The organism is Streptomyces sp. NPDC104381 (assembly GCF_055583745.1).
The window spans coordinates 627,662-650,899 of record NZ_JBVJNK010000005.1 but is presented as its reverse complement, the minus strand read 5'-3'; the positions used below and the strand labels follow the sequence as shown (position 1 = coordinate 650,899).

At 71.0% G+C, this 23,238-nt stretch carries 22 protein-coding genes; 14 read left to right on the top strand and 8 right to left on the bottom strand.

All coding sequences use genetic code 11. The features are described 5' to 3' along the window. Positions 1 to 54: 54 nt before the first annotated feature. Both ACZ607_RS20725 and ACZ607_RS20720 read right to left on the bottom strand, forming a co-directional pair. Positions 55 to 177, bottom strand: a complete 123-nt coding sequence (locus ACZ607_RS20725) for a hypothetical protein (RefSeq protein ID WP_469736543.1) — start codon at positions 175 to 177, stop codon at positions 55 to 57. A 169-nt stretch (positions 178 to 346) separates the two neighbouring features. After that, a complete protein-coding gene (locus ACZ607_RS20720) occupies positions 347 to 706 on the bottom strand; it encodes a MerR family transcriptional regulator (RefSeq protein ID WP_469736649.1) in 360 nt (119 codons plus the stop codon). A gap of 80 nt (positions 707 to 786) precedes the next feature. Between ACZ607_RS20720 and ACZ607_RS20715 the strand changes: the two genes are divergently transcribed. After that, positions 787 to 1,452 carry an SDR family NAD(P)-dependent oxidoreductase gene (locus ACZ607_RS20715; RefSeq protein WP_469736541.1) on the top strand — a complete coding sequence of 222 codons (666 nt, stop codon included), beginning with the start codon at positions 787 to 789 and terminating at the stop codon, positions 1,450 to 1,452. Positions 1,453 to 1,486: 34 nt separating this feature from the next. Here ACZ607_RS20715 and ACZ607_RS20710 read toward each other — a convergent pair whose 3' ends face one another. Then, a complete protein-coding gene (locus ACZ607_RS20710; protein WP_469736540.1) occupies positions 1,487 to 2,149 on the bottom strand; it encodes a TetR/AcrR family transcriptional regulator in 663 nt (220 codons plus the stop codon). 63 nt (positions 2,150 to 2,212) lie between these two features. Between ACZ607_RS20710 and ACZ607_RS20705 the strand changes: the two genes are divergently transcribed. Both ACZ607_RS20705 and ACZ607_RS20700 read left to right on the top strand, forming a co-directional pair. After that, positions 2,213 to 2,836, top strand: coding sequence for a class I SAM-dependent methyltransferase (locus ACZ607_RS20705; RefSeq protein WP_469736538.1), 624 nt, complete (start codon positions 2,213 to 2,215; stop codon positions 2,834 to 2,836). Positions 2,837 to 3,311: 475 nt separating this feature from the next. Further along, entirely contained in the window at positions 3,312 to 4,094 is a 783-nt protein-coding gene (locus tag ACZ607_RS20700) for a class I SAM-dependent methyltransferase (protein WP_469736536.1), read from the top strand. Between the two features lie 143 nt (positions 4,095 to 4,237). Here the strand turns inward: ACZ607_RS20700 and ACZ607_RS20695 are convergent, their stop codons facing one another. After that, entirely contained in the window at positions 4,238 to 4,426 is a 189-nt protein-coding gene (locus tag ACZ607_RS20695; RefSeq protein WP_469736534.1) for a hypothetical protein, read from the bottom strand. A gap of 588 nt (positions 4,427 to 5,014) precedes the next feature. On the opposite strand from ACZ607_RS20695, the gene ACZ607_RS20690 reads away from it, so the two are divergent. Further along, positions 5,015 to 5,794 carry an isocitrate lyase/PEP mutase family protein gene (locus ACZ607_RS20690; protein ID WP_469736532.1) on the top strand — a complete coding sequence of 260 codons (780 nt, stop codon included), beginning with the start codon at positions 5,015 to 5,017 and terminating at the stop codon, positions 5,792 to 5,794. A gap of 62 nt (positions 5,795 to 5,856) precedes the next feature. On the opposite strand, the gene ACZ607_RS20685 is transcribed toward ACZ607_RS20690, so the two are convergent. Together ACZ607_RS20685 and ACZ607_RS20680 are read right to left on the bottom strand one after the other, a co-directional pair. After that, entirely contained in the window at positions 5,857 to 6,966 is a 1,110-nt protein-coding gene (locus ACZ607_RS20685) for a DUF8094 domain-containing protein (protein WP_469736530.1), read from the bottom strand. 142 nt (positions 6,967 to 7,108) lie between these two features. Next, on the bottom strand, positions 7,109 to 8,086 hold the full coding sequence (locus ACZ607_RS20680) for an NADP-dependent oxidoreductase (RefSeq protein ID WP_469736528.1): 978 nt from the start codon (positions 8,084 to 8,086) through the stop codon (positions 7,109 to 7,111). Positions 8,087 to 8,198: 112 nt separating this feature from the next. Between ACZ607_RS20680 and ACZ607_RS20675 the strand changes: the two genes are divergently transcribed. The 3 genes from ACZ607_RS20675 (at position 8,199) to ACZ607_RS20665 (ending at position 11,915) form a co-directional block, all read left to right on the top strand. Further along, complete coding sequence (locus tag ACZ607_RS20675) at positions 8,199 to 9,215, top strand: GlxA family transcriptional regulator (RefSeq protein ID WP_469736526.1); 1,017 nt, start codon at positions 8,199 to 8,201, stop codon at positions 9,213 to 9,215. Between the two features lie 156 nt (positions 9,216 to 9,371). Next, complete coding sequence (locus ACZ607_RS20670; RefSeq protein WP_469736524.1) at positions 9,372 to 10,277, top strand: NAD-dependent protein deacetylase; 906 nt, start codon at positions 9,372 to 9,374, stop codon at positions 10,275 to 10,277. Between the two features lie 183 nt (positions 10,278 to 10,460). Then, positions 10,461 to 11,915, top strand: coding sequence for an amino acid permease (locus ACZ607_RS20665; RefSeq protein ID WP_469736522.1), 1,455 nt, complete (start codon positions 10,461 to 10,463; stop codon positions 11,913 to 11,915). A 181-nt stretch (positions 11,916 to 12,096) separates the two neighbouring features. Here the strand turns inward: ACZ607_RS20665 and tap are convergent, their stop codons facing one another. After that, positions 12,097 to 14,271, bottom strand: coding sequence for a telomere-associated protein Tap (gene tap, locus ACZ607_RS20660; protein WP_469736520.1), 2,175 nt, complete (start codon positions 14,269 to 14,271; stop codon positions 12,097 to 12,099). Between the two features lie 201 nt (positions 14,272 to 14,472). On the opposite strand from tap, the gene ACZ607_RS20655 reads away from it, so the two are divergent. The 4 genes from ACZ607_RS20655 to ACZ607_RS20640 all read left to right on the top strand — a co-directional run bounded on the left by ACZ607_RS20655 (position 14,473) and on the right by ACZ607_RS20640 (position 18,359). Then, positions 14,473 to 15,093 carry a dihydrofolate reductase family protein gene (locus ACZ607_RS20655; RefSeq protein WP_469736518.1) on the top strand — a complete coding sequence of 207 codons (621 nt, stop codon included), beginning with the start codon at positions 14,473 to 14,475 and terminating at the stop codon, positions 15,091 to 15,093. A 169-nt stretch (positions 15,094 to 15,262) separates the two neighbouring features. Next, positions 15,263 to 17,497, top strand: coding sequence for an FUSC family protein (locus tag ACZ607_RS20650; RefSeq protein WP_469736516.1), 2,235 nt, complete (start codon positions 15,263 to 15,265; stop codon positions 17,495 to 17,497). A 310-nt stretch (positions 17,498 to 17,807) separates the two neighbouring features. Then, on the top strand, positions 17,808 to 18,170 hold the full coding sequence (locus ACZ607_RS20645) for a M20/M25/M40 family metallo-hydrolase (RefSeq protein WP_469736647.1): 363 nt from the start codon (positions 17,808 to 17,810) through the stop codon (positions 18,168 to 18,170). A 6-nt stretch (positions 18,171 to 18,176) separates the two neighbouring features. Next, positions 18,177 to 18,359: a hypothetical protein gene (locus tag ACZ607_RS20640; RefSeq protein ID WP_469736514.1), complete on the top strand. Its 183-nt coding sequence runs from the start codon at positions 18,177 to 18,179 to the stop codon at positions 18,357 to 18,359. Here the strand turns inward: ACZ607_RS20640 and ACZ607_RS20635 are convergent. Next, complete coding sequence (locus tag ACZ607_RS20635) at positions 18,356 to 18,952, bottom strand: secreted protein/lipoprotein (protein WP_469736512.1); 597 nt, start codon at positions 18,950 to 18,952, stop codon at positions 18,356 to 18,358. The two genes, ACZ607_RS20640 and ACZ607_RS20635, sit on opposite strands and share 4 nt — an antisense overlap. Positions 18,953 to 19,252: 300 nt before the next feature. On the opposite strand from ACZ607_RS20635, the gene ACZ607_RS20630 reads away from it, so the two are divergent. The 3 genes from ACZ607_RS20630 (at position 19,253) to ACZ607_RS20620 (ending at position 23,234) form a co-directional block, all read left to right on the top strand. Continuing rightward, positions 19,253 to 20,425: an alginate lyase family protein gene (locus ACZ607_RS20630; RefSeq protein ID WP_469736645.1), complete on the top strand. Its 1,173-nt coding sequence runs from the start codon at positions 19,253 to 19,255 to the stop codon at positions 20,423 to 20,425. Between the two features lie 91 nt (positions 20,426 to 20,516). Next, the gene (gene thpR / locus ACZ607_RS20625) at positions 20,517 to 21,092 is read left to right on the top strand and encodes an RNA 2',3'-cyclic phosphodiesterase (protein WP_469736510.1); all 576 of its coding nucleotides are present in this window, start codon (positions 20,517 to 20,519) and stop codon (positions 21,090 to 21,092) included. 108 nt (positions 21,093 to 21,200) lie between these two features. After that, positions 21,201 to 23,234 carry a DUF4139 domain-containing protein gene (locus ACZ607_RS20620; protein ID WP_469736508.1) on the top strand — a complete coding sequence of 678 codons (2,034 nt, stop codon included), beginning with the start codon at positions 21,201 to 21,203 and terminating at the stop codon, positions 23,232 to 23,234. Positions 23,235 to 23,238 lie beyond the last annotated feature (4 nt).

The following is a 23,238-nucleotide window of genomic DNA, read 5'->3' as shown; positions in this document are numbered from 1 at the left end:
CCGGCCATTGCGGCAGTTGACTGCCCGCCACGCCTGGAGGCGTCGTCCCGGGGTTCAGGCACCGATGAGGTGCTGGGGGCGGGTGCGTTCGATGTGGAGGTTCCAGTAGTCGAGGGCGATCTCGTCGGGTGCGCGGAACGGAACGCCTTCCGGCACTCGGGCCTGAGTGCCAATCATGAGGTTGATGGTCACATTCGAAAGCCGGGACAACGTGCTTCCCGCATGGTGGGCGACCTCGCTCATCCGCAAGGTGCGCTCGGGCGCCATCGACAGCGCCGACAGCACCACCCTGTGCCGGCCGCACGCAGACCGAGTGCGCGAAGAGCGCCTCCGACTTCCTCTCGCCTCAGGGCGTTGTCGCCGTGTCGAGGATGGTGTCCAGGATTGTCCTCGAACTCTCGAGTTGGGAGATCGCCTCGGTGACGCGGGCCCGTTCGCGCCGAATCACCCCGACGAACGTCGGGCAGTCGGCCGGCATCGTGAGCTCGCCCTTGCCGTGGACACAGTGCACAACCTTGGCGATGACCATGGTGGAGAGCCCGGCGGCGAGCAGCGCTCGGACGTGGTTGACCCTGGCGACATCCGTCTCGGCATAGTCGCGGTAACCGTTGTCGAGCCGGACCGGCTGGAGCAGACCCTGCTCCTCGTAGTAGCGCAACAGCCTCCTGCTCACGCCGGTTTCGCGAGCCAGATCGCCGATGCGCATCCGCTTCTCCTTGACCTTCACACCGATGGGACGCCTTACGGTCCCCAGTATCGCCGGTCGTGAAGCGGAGAGGTGCAGCCATGTCAGGTGCGGTAGTTGTCGGGGTGGGGCCGGGGATCGGTCAGGCAGTCGCCCATCGATTCGCACGGGAGGGCCTGCCGATCACGCTGGTCTCCCGGCGCAAGGAGAATCTGAGCGAGGTGGCGCGCTCGGTGGCTTCCCACGGCGCTCCCGTCCTGACGTTGCAGGCCGACAGTGCCGACCGGGCCGAGCTGGACGCGGCTCTCGACCAGGCTGTCGACAGGCATGGCGTTCCGCAGGTCGCCGTGTACAACGCCGCTCTCGTACGAGCCGACGAACTGGGCGAGTTGTCGGTGCGCGAGCACCTGGACGCATGGGCGGTCAACGTCATCGGGGCGGTCAACACGGCAGCGCGCCTCGCGCCGGCCATGGCAGCCCGCGGGAGTGGCACGTTTCTCGTCACGGGCGGCATGCCCGAACCCAAGCCGCAGTACGTGAGCCTCTCGCTGGGCAAGTCGGGTCTCCGGACGCTGGTCACGCTGCTCGACCAGCAGTACGGGGCGGCCGGGCTGCATGTGTCTGCTGTCACCGTGGACGGCCCGGTGTCCCCCGGCACCGAATTCGACCCCGACAGCATCGCGGAGCACTACTGGCGACTGCACACGCAGCCGCGCCATCTGTGGACCCGGGAGGTGCTGTACTCCGGGGCTTCGTCGCAACGTTGACACACCGCCGGCGGTACGCCGTGGGGGCGATGCCCTACTGGGGGTCCGTACAGAGCTGCGTGGTCAAGGCCGCGCAGACCCACCCCTCCCACGCCTCGGGGGACCAGCCCCGGTCGCGGACAAAGATCAGGTAGAGCTCCGGACTGAGCAGCCCGTACAGCAGGTCGGCGGCGCGGGCGGTGTCGACGTCGGGGCGGGCGTCGGGCTTGGAGGTCAGCGCCTCCGCCGCGGCGTACTGGACGGTGTAGCGGGGGTCGGGGCCGGTGGGCCACTGCGCGGCGATCTCCGGGTCCGTGGCCGACGCGGCCGCGATCAGCGGAATGATCGGGGCGACCCGGCCGAGGATGTCGCGCACGCCCCGTACGTGGGCCCGCAGTTGCCCGGCAGCGGTGGGCTCGGCGCACGCGGTGCGGAACCAGTCGCGGTCCATCGTGGCGACCGGTTCGGCACCGCCCGCGATGGCCGTGTCGACGACGTCCTTGAACAGTGTGCGCTTGTTGCGGAACACGAAGTACACGGTCTGGACGGCCACGCCCGCACGGTCCGCGACCTCCTGAAGGCTTGTCGCGCCGTACCCCTGCGCGGCGAACAGGTCCCGCGCCGCCACGACGATGCTCTCGCGGGTGCGCCGCGAGCGCTCGGCCCGCTTGTCGGGACGCTTCGCGTTCCGTCCGCCGGATCCCTTGACCGCATCCATGCCCGGAGTCTATCTCTAGAGTCAGTCACTAGAGTTCGACTCTAGAAACTCGGAGGGGCAGCGATGAGTGAAACTCGCACAGCTGAGGAGCTCGGCCAGGAGGCGGCGGTGCGCCGCGCGCTGGAGGACTTCTACCGGGACGGCAAGCCGCCGTGGGACAGCGGCGTCACGCCGCCCGAGCTCGTGGCCCTCGTGGAGGGGCCCGGCGCGCTGACGCCGGGCAAGGTCCTCGAACTCGGCTGCGGTACCGGGACCAACGCGGTCTACCTGGCCCGGCACGGATGGCGGGTGGCCGCCGTCGACCTGGTCGACCGCGCGGTCCGGCAGGCGAGGGAGAAGGCCACCGCGGCCGGAGCGGACGTCACGGTGCTGTGCGGGGACGCCACCCGGCTCGACGAGGTGGGCGCGCCCGGCCCGTACGACTTGTTCTTCGACCTGAGCTGCTACTGCGGGATTCCACCGCATCGCCGCGATGCCTACGCCGCCGGCGTCACCGAGCGTGCGGCTCCCGGTGCACGGCTGCTGATGTTCGGGTACGGACCCGGAGCGTTCGACGACTCGTGGTCCGGCGTCACCGCGGACGAACTCGGCGCCAGGTTCTCCGGGTGGCGCCTGACCGATGTGACGCCCGGCACGAACCCGGTCCCGACGTTCTGGTTCACGCTGCAGCGCACCGCCGCCGGTTGAGCCCGGTCGCACCGGACCGATGTTCCCCGAGGCGGACCGGGACTCCGAAGGCTCCGCATGACCGGCGGGCGGTGCGGGAGCATGGGAAAGCCCCGACTGGTCGGGGGAGGCCAGCCGGGGCCGCTGGGGTGTGGGTGCGGAGGGCGGTCGCCTCTCGGCGGAGGGCTCCATGAGGCTTCAGCCGAACGATCTTCCTCATGGGCTATAGGTGAGGCCCGGGGACACAGTCCCCTCCGTACCCACACCCAAAGGAACGCAGCACCACACGGAGATGTTCCGGACCCGTTCATCTGGGGGCCGTGAGGTGAACCACACGACGGCGCAGCGGGGCGGGTGGGCCTGGCCGGTGCGGCGGAGCATGCGGAGACCCGCCACCGGCCGGCCCTGGTGAACCCGACCGGCTCCGGTGGACAGGGCAGCTGTCTCCGAGAGGCGACCGGCGCCTGGGGAAGATCAGGCCCGGTAGTCTCTGGCCATGTCTGAGACATCGGTGGCGCGCTTCTACGATGAACTGGCCGATGACTATCACCTGATCTACTCGGACTGGGGCGCCGGCATCCGTCGGCAGGGGGACGCCCTCGACGCCCTGATCAGTCAGGACCACGTCGAGGTGCTCGACTGTTCCTGCGGGATCGGTACACAGGCCATCGGCTTGGCGCTGCGTGGGCATCGCGTCACCGGCACCGATCTCAGCCCTCGCGCCGCCGCCCGCGCCGGCCGTGAGGCCGCCCGCCGGAGCCTCAGCCTGCGCACGGCAGCCGCCGACATGCGGCATCTCCCTTTTCCCGACAGCCGGTTCGACGTCGTCGTCTGCGCCGACAACTCGCTGCCCCACCTCCTGACCGAGCAGGATGTGCGCGCCGCCCTGACCTCGATGCGCCGCGTGCTGCGCCCCGATGGCCTGCTGCTGCTCAGCACCCGCAACTACGACGATCTGCTGCGCGACCACCCCGTCTCGACGCCTCCACAAGTCCACCGGAGCGCCGACTCCGTCGTCGGCACCGACGACGGAGAACGGTCCGTCACCTTCCAGCTCTGGCACTGGCATGACGACGGTGAGCACTACGACCTGGAGCACTTCCAACTCCTTCCGGCAGGCGGAGAATGGCGCGTCCAGGTGCGCCGGACCACCTACTGGGCCCTCAGCCAGGACCGGTTGGCCGGCTTCGCGGCCGAGGCCGGCTTCGTCGACGCCCGCTGGCGGATGCCGCAGGAGACAGGCTTCTTCCAGCCGCTGCTTGTCGCCCGCGCCGGTTGACGATCAGACGGACCGGCACCGGGTAGCGGTGGATGCGGCGGGTGATCCGTTCGCTGAACGTCGCTTCGAGCGATGGTTAGGGCAGGTGAATCCTTGACGGACAGTGCGGGCTTGCTCCTGCAGCCAGTGCACCTCGGCGGGAGTCAGAAGCTCGGCGACCACGACGCCACCCCGAGCGACTGCCGTACGTCCGCCCACTCGACGGCGAAAGAGCGTGAACGCGCCGAATTCCTCAGGGTGGGCCAGTTCGGGCTTCGCTGCCTCAGCCCGAGCACCCGCTCCATCTCGTCGTTGACCGGGTAGCTCACCACCGCGCCCATCTGAATCCCCATGGTGCCCGAGGCTACTGTCCGCGTCCGACAGGGCGGGCCGATCGGCGCTTCCCGGAGGCCGGCCACGCCCTGTGGTCCCATCGTGATCAAGGACCGTCGCGTTTCTCGCCCGCAAGTTCGGGGCGCCTGGTTGTACTCCCCAGGCGCCCCTGAGCCCTTCCCCCTCTTTTACAAGCCGAGCAACATGCAGAGAGCCTTGGTGAGCACAGCCGCCGCCACACTGCTCCCGACCTGAGCGACCCCACGCAGGACGTGGGCACGCATCTTCTTGGTGTTCTTCAAGGGAAACCCTTCTCCAAGGCGTCCCGCCCTCCCCGAACCGGAGGCGACCCCGCCGCGGCGGACCGCGGCGCGCTGCGCCCCAGGAGCAAGGAGGAACGGATGAAGCTTGGAGGAAGAGCTCGCGGAAACAATACCGGCCCCGGCATCGGCAGGACAGCAGATCGTCCTCAATTGCCGCTGCCCGACGGCATCATACGGCCGCAGGACACTCGGGCCGCCGCAGCCCCGCGTCCGTCGGTCGGAACCGTGTGGGCCGGTCGGCATGGTTCGCCGGGTACCGAAAGGTTCGGCTCCTAGCCTGGTGGCATGACCAGTCTCCACGCACTCCATCACACCGGGTCACCGCTCCTGCTGCCCAACGCCTGGGACCACGCGTCAGCGGTCGCCCTGGCCGCGCAAGGCTTTTCTGCCATCGGCACCAGCAGTCTCGCCGTGGCCGCGGGAGCCGGGCTGCCCGACGGCATGGGGGTGACGCGGGAGGAAACCCTTCGGCTGACGCGGCAGTTGGGCAACCAGGGGTTCCTGCTGTCCGTCGACGCCGAGAACGGCTTCAGCGACGACCCGGCGGAGGTCGCCGAATTCGCCCGCCGGCTGGCCGCCGCCGGTGCGGCAGGCATCAATCTGGAGGACGGCAGAGGCGACGGGACGCTCACCCCCCTATCTGTTCACGCGGCGAAGATCGCGGCGGTCAAGGCCGCCGTACCGCATCTCTTCGTCAATGCCCGCACGGACACCCACTGGCTGCACATCCGGCAGGACGAGACCGAGGCCCGGCTCGCCGCCTACAGCCGGGCGGGCGCTGACGGTGTGTTCGTGCCCGGGTTGTCCGACCCCGTGCGCATCACCGCCCTGGTGAACGTCCTGGACGTACCGTTGAACATCCTCCACTCCCCCTCCGGGCCCGGCGTCACGGAACTCGGTGCGCTGGGCGTCCGGCGGGTGAGTCTGGGCTCTCTGCTGTACCGGGTCGCGCTCGGCGCGGCGCTGGACGCGGCTGTCGGCATCCGTTCCGGCCGGCCGGTGACCGGCAGCGTGCCTGCCTATGGCGACGTACAGGTTCTCAGCGACGAGGGGCACCGGCGCTGATCACACCGCTGCACGCCACGGCGTCGGGCCTCGCCGGTCCCAGGGCGGGGCCCGGCGCCGCGTCAGCCGGAGCGCTTCCCGGTTGCCGAGAGGAGCTGAGGGTCGTAGCAGTCGCACGCCAGGACCGTGGCGGCCCGGGACTTCTGCGCCGGCACCTCGATCAGTGCGGTCATGCTGCTCGTCTGGACCACGCTGCGCCACTGCCTGCCGCCTCCGCCGAGGAGCAGATCGGCCTCCGACCCCTTGTCGTACTGAACGGTGCCGTCGGGGTGAGCGCCCGTGGTGCGGTGTTCGCGTACGAAGGTGCAGGCGACCAGGGAGCTGCCGGTCGAGAGGCGGAAGACGGGGAGGGCGGCCCCCGTCACCTTGTAGGAGAAGGTGTGCCCGAGGCCGCTGTCCGCCCAGCCGTTGTAGAAGCGGACGAGATCGCTGGTGAACCCTCCGTCCGCGAAGCGGTCGTCGGTGGGGCTGCCGAGCGGGGACGTGAAGCTGAGGTAGTCGGCGAACCCGTCGCAGATCTCGCGGTCGGCGTCTGCGGTGTCCGACAGCTGGGCCGTTCCGGACGGGCCGCGGCGGATGTCCGGGAGCACCTTCGGCTGTACACGTACCGCGCCGTCGTCCTTCTCGGACGGTGTCGGCGAAGGCGTCGGTGACGCGCTCGCCGATGTCTTGGCGGCTTCTGTCACCGCCCATCCGGCGGCGTCCGCCTTCCAGGCTCCCCCTGCCTCGGTCTGGGTGAAGTAGAGGAGTTGCGAGGAGCGGTCCTTCTCGCTGCCCTTCCACTTGCTCAGTACGGCGAAGGAGCGGGGGTACGGGTCGCCTGCCTTCTCGGCGGGGATCAGGAAGCGAGGCTGGGTGAGGTGGGTGGCTTCGTCCTCGGTCCCGCCTTTGCGGTGGATCTCGTACGCGGCGAGTGACTCCTTCAGCAGGACGCCCGTCTGGATCTTCTTCGCGGCTACGTCGTCGAGCGCCGCGTCCGCAGCGGCGTTCTCACGGTCGTAGCGCTCGAAGACCTGTTGCGCGTCGTCCGGCGTGATGACGGGCGACGTCCCGGACGACGCCTTCGGCGGTGCGCCGTCCGGGGACCGGGTCCCGCCGTCGGTGCAACCCGTCAGCAGGGCGAGCGAGATGACCAGACCGACCGAGCCGAGCCGTGTGGTCGTGTGATGCACAGCTTTCAGCCTCCCCCGTGCTCCGTGATCTTGTCAGCGTAGATGACGTGATCCCGGAATTCGCCGCTTCATGGGGAACTGGCTGTCGGGCGTTCGGTGGTGACCGGTGCGGGGGTGGTGGGAGGTGCGGTGGGGGCCGGCGTCACTGTGCGAGGTCGAGCACGAGCTTGCCCCGGGTGCGGTTGGTCTCGCCCAGCCGGTGGGCCTCGGCGGCCTGTTCGAGGGGGAAGGCGCGTTCGACCTCGACCTGGAGCGTGCCGGAGTCGACCAGGCCGGCGATGGCCGTCAGGGCGGCGGCGTCCGGCTCGACCAGGAGCGGGCTGGTGCGCACACCCTCCTGCCGGGCGGCGGCGGCCAGGGCGTCAGAGACGCCGCTGGGGATGGAGATGACCAGGCCGCCCCGGCGGGTGACCGACACCGATCGCACATCGGTGTCGTCCGTGGCGCCGATCAGGTCGATGACGACATCCACGTCGCCGGTGACCTCCTCGAACCGCTGCCTGGTGTAGTCGATCGTCTCGTCCGCGCCCAGTTCCTCGAGCCAGGTGTGCCGGGGCTCCCTGGCGGTCGCGATCACCTCGGCGCCGAGGTGCTTGGCGATCTGCACCGCCAGGTGCCCCACTCCCCCGGCCGCGGCGTGCACGAGGACCCTCTGCCCTGCGGTCACGCGCGCCGTGTCGACGAGTGCCTGCCAGGCGGTGAGCGCCGCGAGCGGCAGGGCGGCGGCCTCGACGTGCGAGAGCGACGACGGCTTACGGGCGAACTGCCGGGAGGGTGCTGTGACGAACTCGGCGTACGCGCCGGCGGGGCGCGGGAACCACGGCATGGCGTAGACCTCGTCGCCGGGTGCGAGCGTGGTGACCCCGAAGCCGACCTCCTCGACGACGCCTGAGACGTCCCAGCCGAGGATCAGCGGCAGCGTCTGGAGGCCGGCCATGCCGTGGCCCGCACGCGTCTTCCAGTCCACCGGGTTGATCCCGGCGGCGTGGACGCGCACCAGGACCTCGGTCGGCAGTGGTTCGGGGCGTGCGATCCGTCCGGGGGTCAGTACGTCCGGTCCGCCGAACTCGCTGATGGTCACGGCGCGCATCGTCCGGTCGTTCATGTCGTCCTCGCTCATTTCTGCTTCGTACGTTCTTCGGCCCGGGTCCGCGGGCCGGTACGTGTCAGCCTCGCCGCTGCCCGGACAGGCGGTGAGTGGCTGGGCAGCCACCTGTCGTACCATTCCGGCCATGCCTCATCGTGTCGCTGTTCTCGCCCTGGACGGGGTCATCCCGATGGACCTCGGGATCGCGGCCCGGGTCTTCAACGAAGCCGTCGGCCCGACCGGCGCACGGCTCTACTCAGTGACGACCTGCTCGCTCGGCGGAGAGCAGGTGCGTACGAACGAGGGCTTCCGGATCGTCGTGGACGACGACGAGTCGCTGCTGGAACGTGCGGATACGGTGGTGATCGCCACCCAGGAGCCCGGGGACCATCTGCTCACCACGGGAGAGCTGCCCGCCCGGCTCGCCGCCGCGTTCGACCGGATCGGGCCGCGGACCCGCATCGTCAGCCTGTGCACCTCGGCGTTCCTGCTCGCGGCGGCCGGGCTGCTGGACGGGCTGCGGGCGACGACGCACTGGGCGCTCTGCGACGAGTTCACCCGGCTGTTCCCCGAGGTCGAGATCGATCCGGACGTTCTCTTCGTCGACAACGGGCGCATCCTGACGGCTGCCGGCGGGGCGGCGGGTCTCGACCTGTTCCTTCACCTGGTCCGCAGGGATCACGGCGCGTCCGTGGCCGGAGCGGCCGCACGGCGGTGTGTGGTGGCGCCGTGGCGGGAGGGCGGGCAGGCGCAGTTCATCGAGCACCCGGTGCCGGAGGACGCCGACCGTTCCACCTCGGCCACCCGGCAGTGGGCGCTGGACCGGCTGGCCGAGCCGGTCACGCTGCAGGACATGGCTCGTCACGCCCATATGAGTGAGCGCACGTTCACCCGGCGGTTCCGGGCCGAGGTGGGGACGAGCCCTCTCCGGTGGCTGGTGCAGAGCCGGCTCGCCGAGGCACGCCGCCTGCTGGAGTCCAGCGACCTGACCGTGGCGCGGATCGCCACGGCCTGCGGCTTCGGGGACCCGGTCGTGCTGCGCAAGCACTTCCACACCCATCTCGGCCTGTCGCCTCTCGCCTACCGGCGGGCCCACTGCGCGCCTGAGCCGGGTGGGACGCAGCGGCCCCGTCCGGCCGGAGCGTATGCGGTACGGGCGTGAGCGCCGGCCGCGCGGTACGGGCGTGAGGGCATGTGCGGTACGGGGGTGAGCGTCGGCCGGCGTTCCGGGCGTGAGGGCGGGTGCGCCTTGGAGTCGGTGCGGAGTCCCGGTCGCGGGAGCTGACGCCCGTCGCGGCCCGTTCCGTACCCTGGGGGCATGCGTATGCGCCCCACCCTGAGCTGGACGCCCACGGAGGACCTGCCGCCGGCCACCATGGATCTTGAGCCGGTGGCCGAGGCCCTGAGCGCCGGTGGCGTGCTGGTGCTCAGCGGGGCCGGCATCTCCACTGAGTCGGGCATTCCGGATTACCGGGGCGAGGGCGGCAGCCTGAGCCGGCACACTCCGATGACCTACCAGGATTTCACCGCCGGCGCGCAGGCCCGGCGTCGTTACTGGGCGCGCAGCCACCTCGGCTGGCGTACCTTCGGCCGCGCCCGCCCCAACGCCGGGCATCGTGCGGTGGCCGCGTTCGGGCGGCACGGCCGGCTCTCGGGTGTGATCACGCAGAACGTCGACAGCCTGCACCGGACGGCCGGCAGCGAGGGCGTCGTGGAACTCCACGGAAGCCTGGACCGGGTGGTCTGTCTCTCGTGCGGTGACTTCAGCCCGCGCCGTGAGCTCGCCCGCCGCCTGGAGGAGGCCAATGCGGGGTTCAGTCCGGTGGCCGCCGGGATCAACCCGGACGGTGACGCCGATCTCACCGACGAGCAGGTCGGGGACTTCCATGTGGTGCCCTGCACGGTCTGCGGCGGGATCCTCAAACCGGACGTGGTGTTCTTCGGCGAGTCCGTGCCCCCGCAGCGGGTCGAGCACTGCCGTGCCCTGGTCCGCGAGGCGTCCTCGCTGCTCGTCCTCGGCTCCTCGCTGACCGTGATGTCGGGGCTCCGGTTCGTACGGCAGGCGGCCCAGGCCGGAAAGCCGGTGCTGATCGTCAACCAGGACCCGACCCGGGGCGACCGTCACGCCGTCACCCGTGTCGCACTGCCGCTGGGGGCGGCTCTCACCGCCGTGGCGGGCCGTCTGGGCATCCCCGTCGACGAGGGGACCGCTGGGTCGGTGTGAGGTGGCGCACTTACTTTACTGCGCCGAAACCTCTGGAATACCTCAGATTTGTTTTCGTGAGGCCTGGCGCGCTGCCAGAATCACAGGGTTCCTGATCATGCGCCTTCGAGCCATCGCCGGGTGCCTCCCCCACAGGCCCGGCCGGGACCGGTCATTTTCCCCTCACAAAGGCGAACCCCCTCCATGAGTGACGGCAGCATCACGGCAGCCGATCAGCTCGCCGACGCACCGGCGAGCTCCCCCCACGTGGACGCCGGCGACGCCGGTTACAGCAAGGACCTCAAGTCCCGCCACATCAACATGATCGCCATCGGCGGCGCGATCGGCACCGGGCTCTTCCTGGGTGCGGGCGGCCGTCTCGCCGATGCCGGACCCTCGCTCGCCATCGCGTACGCCGTCTGCGGTGTCTTCGCGTTCTTCGTCGTACGGGCGCTGGGCGAGCTGATCCTCTACCGTCCGTCGTCCGGCGCCTTCGTCTCGTACGCCCGTGAGTTCATGGGCGAGAAGGGCGCGTTCGCGGCCGGCTGGCTGTACTTCCTCAACTGGTCGACCACGGCCGTCGCGGACATCACGGCGGCGGCGACGTACGCCCACTTCTGGGGGATGTTCAGCGATGTCCCGCAGTGGATCCTCGCGTTGATCGCCCTCTCGGTGGTCCTCACGGCGAATCTGATCTCGGTGAAGTACTTCGGCGAGATGGAGTTCTGGTTCGCGATCATCAAGGTGGCGGCCCTGGTCGCCTTCATGCTGATCGGGATCTTCCTCATCGTCACGCAGCATCCGGTGGACGGCCACACCCCGGGCCTGTCCACCGTCTCGGACACCGGCGTGTTCCCCACGGGCGCCCTTCCGATGCTGCTCGTGATCCAGGGCGTCGTCTTCGCCTATGCCTCCGTCGAGCTGTGCGGTGTCGCCGCCGGCGAGACCGAGCACCCGGAGAAGATCATGCCGCGTGCGATCAACTCCATCATGTGGCGGGTCGGGCTGTTCTACGTCGGCTCGGTGGTGCTGCTCGCGATGCTGCTGCCCTACACGGCCTACTCCGGCGACCAGAGCCCGTTCGTCACCGTCATGGACAAGATCGGCGTACCGGGTGCGGCCGGCGTGATGAACCTGGTCGTGCTGACCGCCGCCCTGTCCAGCCTGAACTCCGGCCTGTACTCCACCGGCCGCATCCTGCGGTCCATGGCGCTGTCCGGTTCGGCGCCCCGCTTCACCGGCCTGATGAACAAGGGGCAGGTCCCCTACGGCGGCATTCTGCTGACGGCGGGCTTCGGGGTGCTGGGGGTCGGGCTGAACTACGTCGTGCCCGGCCAGGCGTTCGAGATCGTGCTGAACTTCGCGTCGATCGGGATCCTCGGCACCTGGGGCATGATCATGCTGTGTTCCCTGGTGTTCTGGCACCGCTCGCAGAGCGGCCGGGTCACCCGGCCCGCCTACCGCCTGCCCTGGGCCCCGTACACCCAGATCGTCACGCTGGCGTTCCTCGTGGGTGTGGCGTTCCTGATGTGGTGGGGCGGCGGTGTGGGGCGGACGACCGTGACGCTCCTGCCGCTGATCGCTGCGGCACTGGTCGGTGGCTGGTTCCTCGTACGCGGCCGGGTGCGCGAGATGGCGCGGGCCAAGCAGGACGTCTGACCTGCACCCTCCGCATGCGCGCCTCGCAGGATTGCGAGGCGCGCATTCATGCCGCCGGGAGAGGCCGGGGAAGGCCTCTCCCGGCGGGACGGAGAAGGCCCCCTCGGCGGGCCGGAGGATGCCTCGTCGGGCCCCGTGCCGGGCTCGACGGCGGGCTGTCGGCGGCTCGGGCCCCTGGTACCTATTCGCCCTCGTCGAGGACGGCGTCCCCGCCCTTGATGTGACGGGCGGGGTTGAAGCCCCTCTCCATCAGGTCCACCGCCCAGGCCATCTCCTGGACGCCTTCCAGCTTGGCCATGCCCGGGGACAGCCCGAGACGGAACCCCCCTGGCTGCGGCTTCCCGGAGGCGCTGTAGGGCAGGAAGTCCAGCGGTGAGGCTCCCCCGCTCGGGTAGACGACGCAGTCGGACAGCACCGCGAGCGGGTAGAGGCCCGTCATCCTGGCCATGTTGGCGAGCTTGCGGTGCATGTTGACCCGGGCCTTGCTGATGACGGCGGCCCGGATGTCGGGGCGCCACGTCGGGCGCTCCAGGGCCGGCCATCGTTCACCGTCGCGGTAGTGCTTGCCCTGCGGTCCCTCGCGGAGTTTGCCGACGCCGCCCTTGACCGTCGCCTTGATGGCGGCGAGTACGGCGGCCAGGGCCGGGTCGTTCTGCTTGTGGTGTTCCATCGCCGTGAGGAACTCGGTGTCGGTGAGGTCCTTGGTGACGCCGAGGTCGGCGAGCGTGTCGATGTAGGCGGTCCTGAGCCGGTCGTGCCACGGGTCCAGGTAGGCGCCGGTCTCCCGGCGCAGGAACGCCTCGACCGGGGTGACGTTGTGGCCGAGCTCCTGGGCGTAGGCGACGGTGTGCGTCTGGTACCAGGCCGGGCCGTCGGGGCGTTCGCCGGTCGGGGTGAACGGTGAGGGCAGTCGCGGGTCCAGGTCGATGTGGGAGAGGTCGACGAACCAGCAGCCGGGGATCTTCGGGTTGAACCGCGGCTGGTGGAAGTGGTCGGGGGCGGACAGCCCGACCGTGAGCCGGGCCGCCGCCGCGAGGAACGCGGTGTTCAGGTCGAGGCCGACGGCGTACGGCAGGAGGCACTCGTCGTCCGACAGCAGCGGGACGTCCCGGACCCATTGGTAGGCCTCCTCGTCGAGGAAGCCTCCCTTCCAGCCCTGGGCGACGGGGTGTTCGGGCCTGGCTTCCGGTGGGGCGGGGTCCATCGGTTCCGTACCGAGCGAGCCGGGGTTGTGGCCGGGCACCCAGTTCCCGCTGTCCTTGTCCTGCACGGCCCGGGTGGGCGGGCGCAGGGCGGTCATCAGTTCCAGGCCGGATACGGCGGTGCTGCCGCGCGGGGTGATCACCCGCTGGGCGTAGACACCCAGGACCCGGGCGATGTCGGCGGGCTCCATGTCCTCGACGCCCGGCCAGGACCTCGCGTCGAGGGCGTCCCACGAGAGGACGGCGAGCTGTACGCACTGGCGCTGTCCGGTCGTGGCGGGGCGGTAGATCCGCGCCCAGGGGCCGAACCCGCGCCGGGTCAGTTTCCACTTCGCCTTGGTGACCTGCTTGACCACGGGGTGGTCCTCGGGCAGCCGCAGGGAGCGGCGCTGCTCGAAGCCCTCCAGGCGTTCGGGGAGGCCGAGCTTCACCGCTGCGGCGGCGGTGAGGGCGATCAGCGGGTCGGAGTCCTTGCCGTTGCGGTGCAGACGCGGGGCGCCGAGGCCGGACTCGGCGAGGGTCCACTGCACCAGCTCCGGCACCGTGGTCGCCGGGCAGTCCAGGACGATGCCGTCGACGCCGTACGCGGAACCGTCGCCGTCCAGGACCGCGAGCGGACCGTGGGGGAATCGCGGGTCCGCGGCGGGCGTGGCCGTACGGTCCGGGAGGCGGTGCGCGGCCGTGACACGACGGGCGGGGGATGCGGGGGCCGTCGGGGCGGGGGCCGGGGCGGTGGGTGTTTCGGGGGCGGGCTGCGGCGGAGGAACGGCGGCCGCGTAGGGGGGCGACGGGGGGTGGGGGTGGCCGGTGCCCATGGCGGTGTTGATGCCATGAGCGGTACCTGAACCGGTGCCGTGAGCCGTACCGGTGCTGATGCCGTGGGCGGTCCCGGAACCGTGGCCGTGGGCGGGGAACTTCTCCGCCCAGCCGTTCAGCAGGCGCTGGTAGGCCTCCAGGCGTGGCGGCTTGGGCTCCGAACGGCCGTTCTCCCAATTCTTGACCGTCTGCGTCGTCGACTTCAGGGCCTGCGCCAGTCGGGCCTGCGTGATTCCGGCGGCCTCTCGAAGCCGGGCGCGCTCCGACGGGGGCGGGAGCTGAGGCCCCTCCTCCAGCAGAGCGTCGACCGACGCGAACAGTTCTTCCTCGGATGCCATACCTGTCCACCTCCGCTCCGGACACTAACAGCCCGCACCCTCCGATTTAGCCCCCGCCTTTAACCCGTTCAGAGGTGTTCAGAGGTTTCGGCAAGGGGTGCCCGTCACCCGGGACCCCGCCGCGCGTTGTCCCATGTCCCGGTCGCATCCGGTCCCATGGCACCGAACCGCGACCGTGCCCACCCTCAGGAGGACAGAACAGTGACCACACATTCGGGCCGGGTGATCGCAGACCTCTCCGTCTCGGCCGACGGATACTCGGCAGGGCTCGGGCAGTCCGAGCAACGTCCGTTCGGCGACGACGCGGGCGACGGCTGGGGCAGCCGGCTCCACTCCTGGATGTTCGAGACCCCTGAGCTGCGGCAGGCCGAGCTCGACCGGCTGACCTCGGTCGGCGCCTTCGTCATGGGCCGCAACATGTTCGGTCCTGTGCGCGGCCCCTGGGACCGGCGGTGGAAGGGCTGGTGGGGCGAGGATCCTCCGTACCACGCACCCGTCTTCGTGCTGACCCACCATGCGCGCGACCCGCAGCCGATGGAGGGTGGCACCACGTTCCACTTCGTGACGGACGGCATCGGAAGCGCCCTGCGGCAGGCACGCGAGGCGGCCGGGGACCGTGACGTGTCGATCCACGGGGGCGCGACCACCGTCAACCAGTACCTCGCCGCAGGCCTGATCGACGTACTGCGCATGCACATCGTGCCGTTCACGCTCGGCGCGGGCACCCGGCTGTTCGACGGCGTGCCGCCGCTGGACCTGGAGCAGGTGGAGTCGCGGGCGGCGGACTCCGTCACCCATGTGACCTATCGCGTGCCGCGCTGAGACCCGGCCTCCGGGGTGATGCCGGGAGACAGCCGTGCGGTGCCGTCCCGTCTGCGGGGCCCGTGTTCGCCCTCGGGTTCCCTGCCGTGCGATGCTGAACGGCACGTGCATCAGGGCTGGTGGCGGAAGAAAGTGCAGGGTGAGGGCAGTGCGGCGGCGGGGCGGGGCCATGGTGTGGGATCGGTTCGCGGCCTCCGATCCGGGGCTGCTGCGTCTCACTGCGGGGCTGCGCACGGTCTCGGCGATCGCGCTCACGCTGGTGGTTCTGGCCCTGCTGGGCACCGATGTCTCCCATATGGTCACCGGCGCGATGACCGCGATGACCGCCACCTTCGCCGTCAAGGACAAGGTGGTACGTGACCAGGCGGTGACGCTCGCCCTGGGCCTGCCGGTCGCGCTGGCCGCGATGTCGCTGGCCGCTCTGCTGAACTCGCGGGTCGTCGCCGGGGATCTGTTCTTCGTGGTCCTCATCTTCGGTGCCGTCTATTTCCGGCGGTTCGGCGAGCGCGCCACCGCGCTCGGGCTCATCGGCTTCCAGATCTACTTCCTCGCCCTGTTCGTGGGCGCCGCGCCGTCCGCCCTGCCGGCGCTGTATCTGGCCCTGGCCGTCGGGTTCGGCTCCAGCGCGGTGGTGCGGTTCGGCATCGTCCCGGAGACACCCCAACGCGTTCTGACCCGGCTGCGTGACGCGTTCCGGACGCGTCTGGCCCAGCTGGTCTCCGTGCAGATCGAGCTGCTCGACGCCGGTCCCGGGCAGCTGGAGAAGGTCCTCGACGACATGCGGCTGCACACGGCGCGGCTGCACGAAGCCGCGCTGATGATCCAGGACCGCCTGGAGGAGGGCACCGACGACGCGGACAAGGCGGCGCTGGTCCAACGCCGCGTCGCGGACGCCGAGATCGCCACGGAGCGACTGGGCATGCTCCTGCTGAACGCGCGCAGCGTGGAGCGCGCGGACACCCTGACCCTCCATCTGCCGCATGCTCCGGTGCCGCTCACCGGGGACTGGAGGCCGGCCGAGGACGACGCGACCATAGCCCTGCGCCGTGACCTCAAGGCCCTGCACCTCCTGGTGAACCGGCCCGCGTCGCGCGACGGGGGCACGGCGGTGGCCCACATACGCAACAGGCTGCTCGGTTACCGGGACGAGGAGAGGCTTCCGGCGGCGCCCTCGGGCATCCAGGACGCGTTTCGCGGGATCGGTGAGGCCGCCCGGTCCGTCCTGGGTCTGCGGCTCGCGCTGGACGGTCCCCAGGACGAGTCCGACGACTCACCGGCCACCATCCGTTCCCGCGAGGAGTTCGACGCGGAGGACATCGCGCTCGCCTCCTCCGAGACGTCCAAAAACGAGGACCCCGCGGGGTTGCGGCGCCCCACCACGAGGGCGGCCTTCCAGGTCTCGGTGGGCTCGGTACTGGCCATGATCGGTGGCGAGCTCCTCTCCGACCAGCGCTGGTACTGGGCCGTTCTCACCTGCTGGGTCGTCTTCCTCAACACCGCCTCGACCGGCGAGATCCTGATCAAGGGGTACCGGCGGCTCCTCGGCACCCTCCTCGGCGCCGTCGCCGGAGTGGCGCTGGCGGGGCTGGTCGGTGACCACACGTGGGTCTCGTTCGCGTTGGTCCTCGTCTTCATCTTCGCGATGTTCTTCACCGCTCCGCTGTCGTACGCGGTCATGTCCTTCTTCGTGACGGCCATGCTGGGTCTGCTGTACACCCTGCTGAACTCGTACAGCTTCGACGTGTTGGTGCTGCGCATCGAGGAGACCGCGATCGGCGCCGCGTGCGGTGTCATCGCGGCCGTGCTGGTGCTGCCGGTGCGCACCGACCGCCGTACCGACGAGCTGCTGGGAACGGTCCTGGAGCGGCTGGGTGACGTCGCGTCGGCGGCGGTGGAGCAGCTCAGCGGTGGGCCCGCGTCCGATCTGCTCAGCAAGGCACGCGGTCTGGACACGGCGCTGGACGAGCTGCGGGACTCCACCAATCCGTTGACCTATCCGATCACCCCGCTGCGCGGCCGGCGCCGGACCGTCCGCTATCTGGTGGCGCTCCTGGAGACGTGCGCCTACCACGCCCGTTCGCTCGCGGCGACGGCCGAGCTCGTGCCGCACAGCAAGACCATCGCGGCTGACCCCCGGCTCCACCGGGCCGGGCAGCGGATCGCGCACAACATCGGGGTGCTCGCCGCGCATGTCGAGGAGGAGGGGGCGCCGGGCGAGGTCGAGTCGAGTGCCAGCATCGCCTCGACGCTGCGGGACGACGGCTCCGGCACCGAGCCTTCCGGCACGGTGACCTTCCGCGTGCTGCGTCATCTGCAGCGCCTCGACGAAGGAGTGGTCGGGCTCGCCCGCCCCCTGGACGTGCCGGTCGCCGAGCGTACCGATGCGAAGGCCGTACGCGACTGAGTCCCTGAGCTGGTCCAGGCCATGCAGCGCGGTCGCCGTGCGCGGACCCGCGACTGCGCTCCGACAACGCGGTCGCGCGCCGGCGCCCGGTCTCGCGATCTTGTCTCCATGTCCTTGGACGAGGAACTGATCGAGCTGCGCCGGGAGATCCACAGCGGACCCGAACTCGCGGGCGAGGAGCGGGAGACGGCCGGGCTGGTCGCGGAGTAGTTGCGCGCGGCTGGGCTGGAGGTGACCACCGGAGTCGGCGGGCACCGGGTCGTCGCGGTGCTGGACGGGCTTCACCTCACGCGTCCCCGGTGTCGCGCACCTGTGCGGGCACGACCTGCACACCGCGATCGGTGTCGGCGTGGCCAGGACGCCGGCCCGGCGCTCCGAGCAGGTGCGGGGGCGGCTGGTGTTCCTGTTCCGGCCGGCCGAGGAGCCCCTGCAGGGCGCACGCGCGATGCTGGACACGGGGCTGGTGCAGGAGCTCGCGCCGCGCGAGTTCTACCCACTGCACTGCAGCCCGTACCCCACCGGCACGAGCTCGGCGGAGCTCAGCACGGCCGCCGGCACGTACCTGAGCACGACGCTGGGGCCGGAGTCCGTCCTGTGGGCCCGGGCATCGTGGCCGTACAACTGCGAGGACTTCGTACTGTTCGTGAACGAGGCTCCCGGCGCGCAGCTCTAACTCGGCGTGGCGAACACCGATGCGGGGATCGACGAGGGGCCGCACTCGCCCGAGTTCGCGGGGGACGAGCGCGCGATCGGCCAAGGGGTGCGCGCCATGACCGGGCTCCTGACGCATCGGCTGGCGGCCCTGCCCACCGGTCACCGGAGCACGCTCCAGCAGGCCACCGGTCACCGGAGGATGCTCTAGCAGGCGCGGGTCCTGTCCTCGGTGTACTCGGTGACCGTCCACCGCTCTCCGTGTTGCAGCGTCGCCGTGGCCACGTACCTCGCCGGACGGCCGGACGGCGGTGGGAGGCGCCAGCCCGTCGTCGTGTCGAGGGTCCGCCACGTCGAGGCGTCCACGCAGTCCTTCACGGTCGCCGTCGGGGGCCGCGCGTCGACGGTGAGCGTGGTGATCTCCGGCTCGTGCCGCAGGTCACCTCGCATCTGGGTCCGTTCCCTGTTCATACGGTCCAGGTCCGCCTCGACGGTGTCCCAGGCGCCGGGCGCCAGGTACAGCTTCAGGTCCGTCCCCTCCGCCGAAGCGGCCCGGTACGCCTTCGTCCGCTCCGCCCACATCGAGCCGTACGCCTTCAGTGCCTGGGCCTCGGCCTCAGGGGGCGCCGGGAGATCCTGAGCGGCCGAAGCGGCGGTCGCGGCAGCCGCGTACGTGCCCGCCGGCGACTTCGCGTCACCCCTGTCGGCTGCGGCGCCGCAGCCGGTGAGCACCAGCGCGCATGTCGCGGCACCGCACCGGAGCACGACGCCCGCCCGGGAGCGCTTCTGCCGAGCCGTCACCATCAGTACCCCAACCAGCCGTCCGATATCGGTCACCGGATCAACGACGCCCGACCTCGTCGGGTCACCGCCTGTACGGCGTAACTCCCCGTTCCCCGCGCCGCCTTCGGATCGTTCTCATCCTTGAACGGCAGTTGAGCTGCGGATCCCCCGCGAGGTCTTGACGGCCTCATGGTCTGTACCTATGGTCACCGATCAGCGCGATCGTTCAACACTCCGAGCATCGTTCACATACACGAACGGATGGCCCCCCACATGCCTCGCATCTCCGCATCGCACCGCGCCGGACGGCGTCCCGCGCTCATGGTCACCGCCGCCACCGCGACCGCCGCCCTGGTGGCCGGCATCCTCTCCCTGCCCGGCACCCAGCAGGCCGAGGCCGCCCCCGCCGCATTCGCGCACCCCGGAGTCACCGTCTCCAAGGGGCAGCTGGACTTCACCCGCGGCAAGGTCAACGCCGGCGCCCAGCCCTGGAAGGGCGCGTACGACCAGATGATGGCGAGCAAGTACGCCGATCAGAACCGCGCCGCCAAGCCCCGCGCGACCGTCGAGTGCGGCTCCTACTCCAACCCCAACTACGGCTGCACGGACGAGCGTGAGGACGCGATAGCCGCGTACACCAACGCGCTCGCCTGGTACATCACGCGCGACGAGCGGTACGCGAAGAAGTCGATCGAGCTGATGGACGCCTGGTCGGCGGTGATCAAGAGCCACACCAACAGCAACGCCCCGCTGCAGACCGGCTGGGCCGGCTCCTCCTGGCCGAAGGCGGCCGAGATCATCAAGCACACCTACACGGGGACGTGGTCCAACTCCGGGCGTTTCGCGACCATGCTGCGCGACGTCTATCTGCCCAAGATCATCAACGGCTCCAACTCCAACGGCAACTGGGAGCTGTCGATGATGGAGGCCGCCGTCGGCATCTCCGTCTTCCTCGACGACAAGACGTCCTACGACAAGGCCATGGCGAAGTTCCGGACGCGTACGGCCGCGTACGTCTACCTCGCCTCCGACGGAGCCGTGCCCAGGACCGTCCCGAGCCAGAACCTCGACACCACCGCGAAGATCGTCAACTACTGGCAGGGGCAGTCCACCTTCGTCACCGGACTGACCCAGGAGACCTGCCGCGACTTCACACACACCGGTTACGGCATCTCGGCCATCGCCCATGTCGCCGAGACCAGCCGGATCCAGGGCCAGGACCTCTACGGCACCGACGTGGGCGAGCGGCTGCGACAGGCGCTCGGCTTCCAGTCCAAGTACGAGCTCGGCGAGGCCGCGCCGAGCTGGCTGTGCGGCGGGTCGCTGAACACCGGCCTCGGCCCCGTCACCGAGGTCGGCTACAACGCCCTGCACAACCGCCTCGGCATCGCGATGACCAACACCCAGCGGCTGACCGAGCGGAACCGTCCGGCGGGCAGCAACAACCTCTTCGTGGCCTGGGAGACGCTGACCCACGGCGACAACCCGAACTGATCCAGCCCCGACAGCCGGCTCGGGTGCCGTGGGGAGTCCCCACGGCACCCGGCCCGGCGCGGGGTCACCGGCATGCTGTACGAAGTGCTGTGTGAACGAACAGACTCAGCCCGCGACCGTTCGCGTGTTCATCGCGCTCGCCCCGCCCGACCACGCGAAGGACGAACTGGCCCGGGAACTGCGCCCCGCTCAGGACGCGTACCCTCGGATGCGCTGGAACCGCATCGAGGACTGGCACATCACCCTGGCGTTCCTCGGGGAGCTTCCGGTCGGGACCGTTCCGCTCCTGCACCGGCCGCTCGCCGCCCTCGCGGCGGACCACCGACCGCCCTGCCTGGCCCTGCGCGGCAGCGGTGTCTTCGACGACCGGGTCCTGTGGAGCGGGATCGAGGGAGACCTCGACGAGCTGCACATGCTCGCCGCGGATGTGCGTTCCGCGGTCAAGGCCTGCGGTGTCGCCTTCGAGGAACGCCCCTTGCGCCCCCATCTGACCCTGGCGCGTGCCCGCCGTGGGGACCTCACCTCGGCGGCGGAGATCGCCGAGGGGTTCGCGGGGTTCAGCGGACTGCGGTGGCCGGCCGGACGTCTGCATCTGGTCGGCAGCAACGTCGGCAGGAGCCGTGGGCCGATCCACTACCGCGACATCGAGGCCTGGCCGCTGGGTTGAGCGGCGTGCGTGCCGCGCCCGTGAGCCGCCGTCACCGGACGGGGCGGCGGGGACGCGCCGAACGGCCCGGGCATAAACTGCACCCGGCACCGACGGGGGGCGGAAAGCATGACGGCCGAGACGGTTCACAGGTGGGAGTCCACGCTCGACTCCGTGGTGGTGTACGAACAGGGTGCGCTCTGCCGCCGCCTTGCCCGGGGCATCGTGCCACCGGACGGCGGGGTGCGGGTGACGGGGCTGCCCCGCTCGCTGGACCCTGGTTCGCTTCGGGCCCGTGTCCAGGGCGCCCCTGGGGTGCGCGTCGGCGAGGCCCGGATGGAGGTCGAGGCCGAACCGCTCGCCGCGCCGGCGCCCGACGGCCTGCGGAGCAGGGTCGAGCGGCTGCGCGAGGAGTGCGCCGCGGCGCGAGGGCGCCGGGACCACCAGCTGAGCCTGATCGAGGAGATCAGGGGGCTGCGCCCCGTCCCGCCGGCCCGCAGACGTGAGGACGGGCACCGTCGCACCCCTGTCGACGCGTGGCTGGAGCTGGGTGGCTTCGTGGACGACCGGCTGACGGGGCTTCACACCCGCCTCGTCGAGCTGGAGGAGGCGCTGCGGAGTGCCGGGCACGAGCTCGAAGTCGCCGAGGACGAACTCGCCCGCGCCTCCACCGACGTACCGCAGGCGCACGTCGAAACCACGGTGTCGGCCCTCCTGACGATCGATGTGTCCGGCGCCGGGGCCCCGGGTGCCGAGGTGGGGATCGAGCTCGAATACGGGGTGCCGGGCGCCCTCTGGGTGCCGGCCTACCGGCTCGCCTGCCGTCAGGGCGAGGACGGTGGCCGGCTGGTGCTGCGCGCCTCGGTGGCCCAGCGCACCGGCGAGGACTGGAGCGGTGTGGCCGTCGGCCTGGCCACGGCCGACCTGCGGCGAGGGACGGGCCTGCCGAGGCTCCGTTCGATCCGGATCGGGCGCAGTCAGCCGGCGTCCGCGCCTTCCGGCTGGCGCGAGCCCCCGGCAGGTCTCGCCGACCTGTTCACCGGGTACGACGCGGCGCGTCCCCGCCCCGCCGCGGCCGCCGCGCCGGTGGCCCACGCCGCGGGGCCCCTGCCGCCGCCTCCCCCGCCGCCGGTGGCGTACGGCGCGCCGCCCGTCGGCGGGCTTCCGGTGCCGGGGGGTGCCTCGTCCGAGGCCTTCGCCGGCGGGATGCCCGCCGCGCCGCCGGCCCGGGCCCGCAGAGGCGCTGGTGCCGTGCCCTCCCCCGCTCCCGCCGCCGCGGCGCCCTCGGCGCCCGGAGGCGCCCCGCCGCCGGCTCAGCCGTCAGGTCCTCCGCAGCCGAGCGGCGCCGAGCTCGACTACGCCGCTCTCGTCCTGTGCGGCGCCGACGAGCAGGGTGACCGTAGAGGAAGGCTGTTCCCCGGAGCCCCCTTCGACCCGGTGGCGGCCGAGTACCGGCGCCGCGCCGAGTCGGTGGCCGGGCTCCCGCTGCCGGGACACGCCGTACGGCCCCGGGAGTCGGCGGGGTCCTTCGACCACCGCTTCGACACGGCCGCCCGCGTGGACATTCCGTCGGACGGCACCTGGCACACCGTCACCGTCGGTGAGATCGCCGTCGGCACGCACACCGAGTACCTGTGCGTGCCGTCCGTGGAACAGACGGTGTACGCCACCCTGGTGCTCTCCAATTCCACGGATCAGGCGCTTCTCGCCGGTCCGGTGGAAGTCACCGTCGACGACGACTTCCTGCTGACCGCCGCCCTGCCCACGCTCGCCCCCGGGGGCGTCCGCAGGGTGGGGCTCGGGCCGGCGGAAGGCATCCAGGTCATCCGTCGTACGAACGTGCACGAGTCGACGTCGGGGCTGCGCAACAGCACCACGGTGCTCGACCACCGAATCCATGTGGAACTGGCGAACCGACTCACCGGCCCCGCCACGGTCGAGGTCCGCGAGAGGGTGCCGGTCACCTCCGAACCCGATGTACGGATCGAGGAGCGGGCCGACTGGACGGCACCCGGGGAGGGCCCGGGGCCCGATCGCCACGCCCCGGGCACCCGTGTCTGGCGGGTGGACCTGCCCGCCGGTGGCACCGCCGTGCTCGACGGCGGCTACGAGATCAGAATGCCGGCCGGCAAGGCCATCGTCGGCGGCAACCGCAGGAGCTGACAGA

Excerpts from the sequence above, each read along its gene's own strand:
- ACZ607_RS20620 (WP_469736508.1), top strand. The coding sequence starts at position 21,201 with ATGACGGCCGAGACGGTTCACAGGTGGGAGTCCACGCTCGACTCCGTG.
- ACZ607_RS20635 (WP_469736512.1), bottom strand. The coding sequence starts at position 18,952 with ATGGTGACGGCTCGGCAGAAGCGCTCCCGGGCGGGCGTCGTGCTCCGG.
- ACZ607_RS20710 (WP_469736540.1), bottom strand. The coding sequence starts at position 2,149 with ATGGATGCGGTCAAGGGATCCGGCGGACGGAACGCGAAGCGTCCCGAC.
- ACZ607_RS20650 (WP_469736516.1), top strand. The coding sequence starts at position 15,263 with ATGGTGTGGGATCGGTTCGCGGCCTCCGATCCGGGGCTGCTGCGTCTC.
- ACZ607_RS20720 (WP_469736649.1), bottom strand. The coding sequence starts at position 706 with ATGCGCATCGGCGATCTGGCTCGCGAAACCGGCGTGAGCAGGAGGCTG.
- ACZ607_RS20715 (WP_469736541.1), top strand. The coding sequence starts at position 787 with ATGTCAGGTGCGGTAGTTGTCGGGGTGGGGCCGGGGATCGGTCAGGCA.
- ACZ607_RS20725 (WP_469736543.1), bottom strand. The coding sequence starts at position 177 with ATGATTGGCACTCAGGCCCGAGTGCCGGAAGGCGTTCCGTTCCGCGCA.
- tap (WP_469736520.1), bottom strand. The coding sequence starts at position 14,271 with ATGGCATCCGAGGAAGAACTGTTCGCGTCGGTCGACGCTCTGCTGGAG.
- ACZ607_RS20665 (WP_469736522.1), top strand. The coding sequence starts at position 10,461 with ATGAGTGACGGCAGCATCACGGCAGCCGATCAGCTCGCCGACGCACCG.
- ACZ607_RS20700 (WP_469736536.1), top strand. The coding sequence starts at position 3,312 with ATGTCTGAGACATCGGTGGCGCGCTTCTACGATGAACTGGCCGATGAC.
- ACZ607_RS20695 (WP_469736534.1), bottom strand. The coding sequence starts at position 4,426 with ATGGGGATTCAGATGGGCGCGGTGGTGAGCTACCCGGTCAACGACGAG.
- ACZ607_RS20705 (WP_469736538.1), top strand. The coding sequence starts at position 2,213 with ATGAGTGAAACTCGCACAGCTGAGGAGCTCGGCCAGGAGGCGGCGGTG.
- ACZ607_RS20675 (WP_469736526.1), top strand. The coding sequence starts at position 8,199 with ATGCCTCATCGTGTCGCTGTTCTCGCCCTGGACGGGGTCATCCCGATG.
- ACZ607_RS20630 (WP_469736645.1), top strand. The coding sequence starts at position 19,253 with ATGGTCACCGCCGCCACCGCGACCGCCGCCCTGGTGGCCGGCATCCTC.
- ACZ607_RS20670 (WP_469736524.1), top strand. The coding sequence starts at position 9,372 with ATGCGTATGCGCCCCACCCTGAGCTGGACGCCCACGGAGGACCTGCCG.
- ACZ607_RS20680 (WP_469736528.1), bottom strand. The coding sequence starts at position 8,086 with ATGAGCGAGGACGACATGAACGACCGGACGATGCGCGCCGTGACCATC.
- ACZ607_RS20690 (WP_469736532.1), top strand. The coding sequence starts at position 5,015 with ATGACCAGTCTCCACGCACTCCATCACACCGGGTCACCGCTCCTGCTG.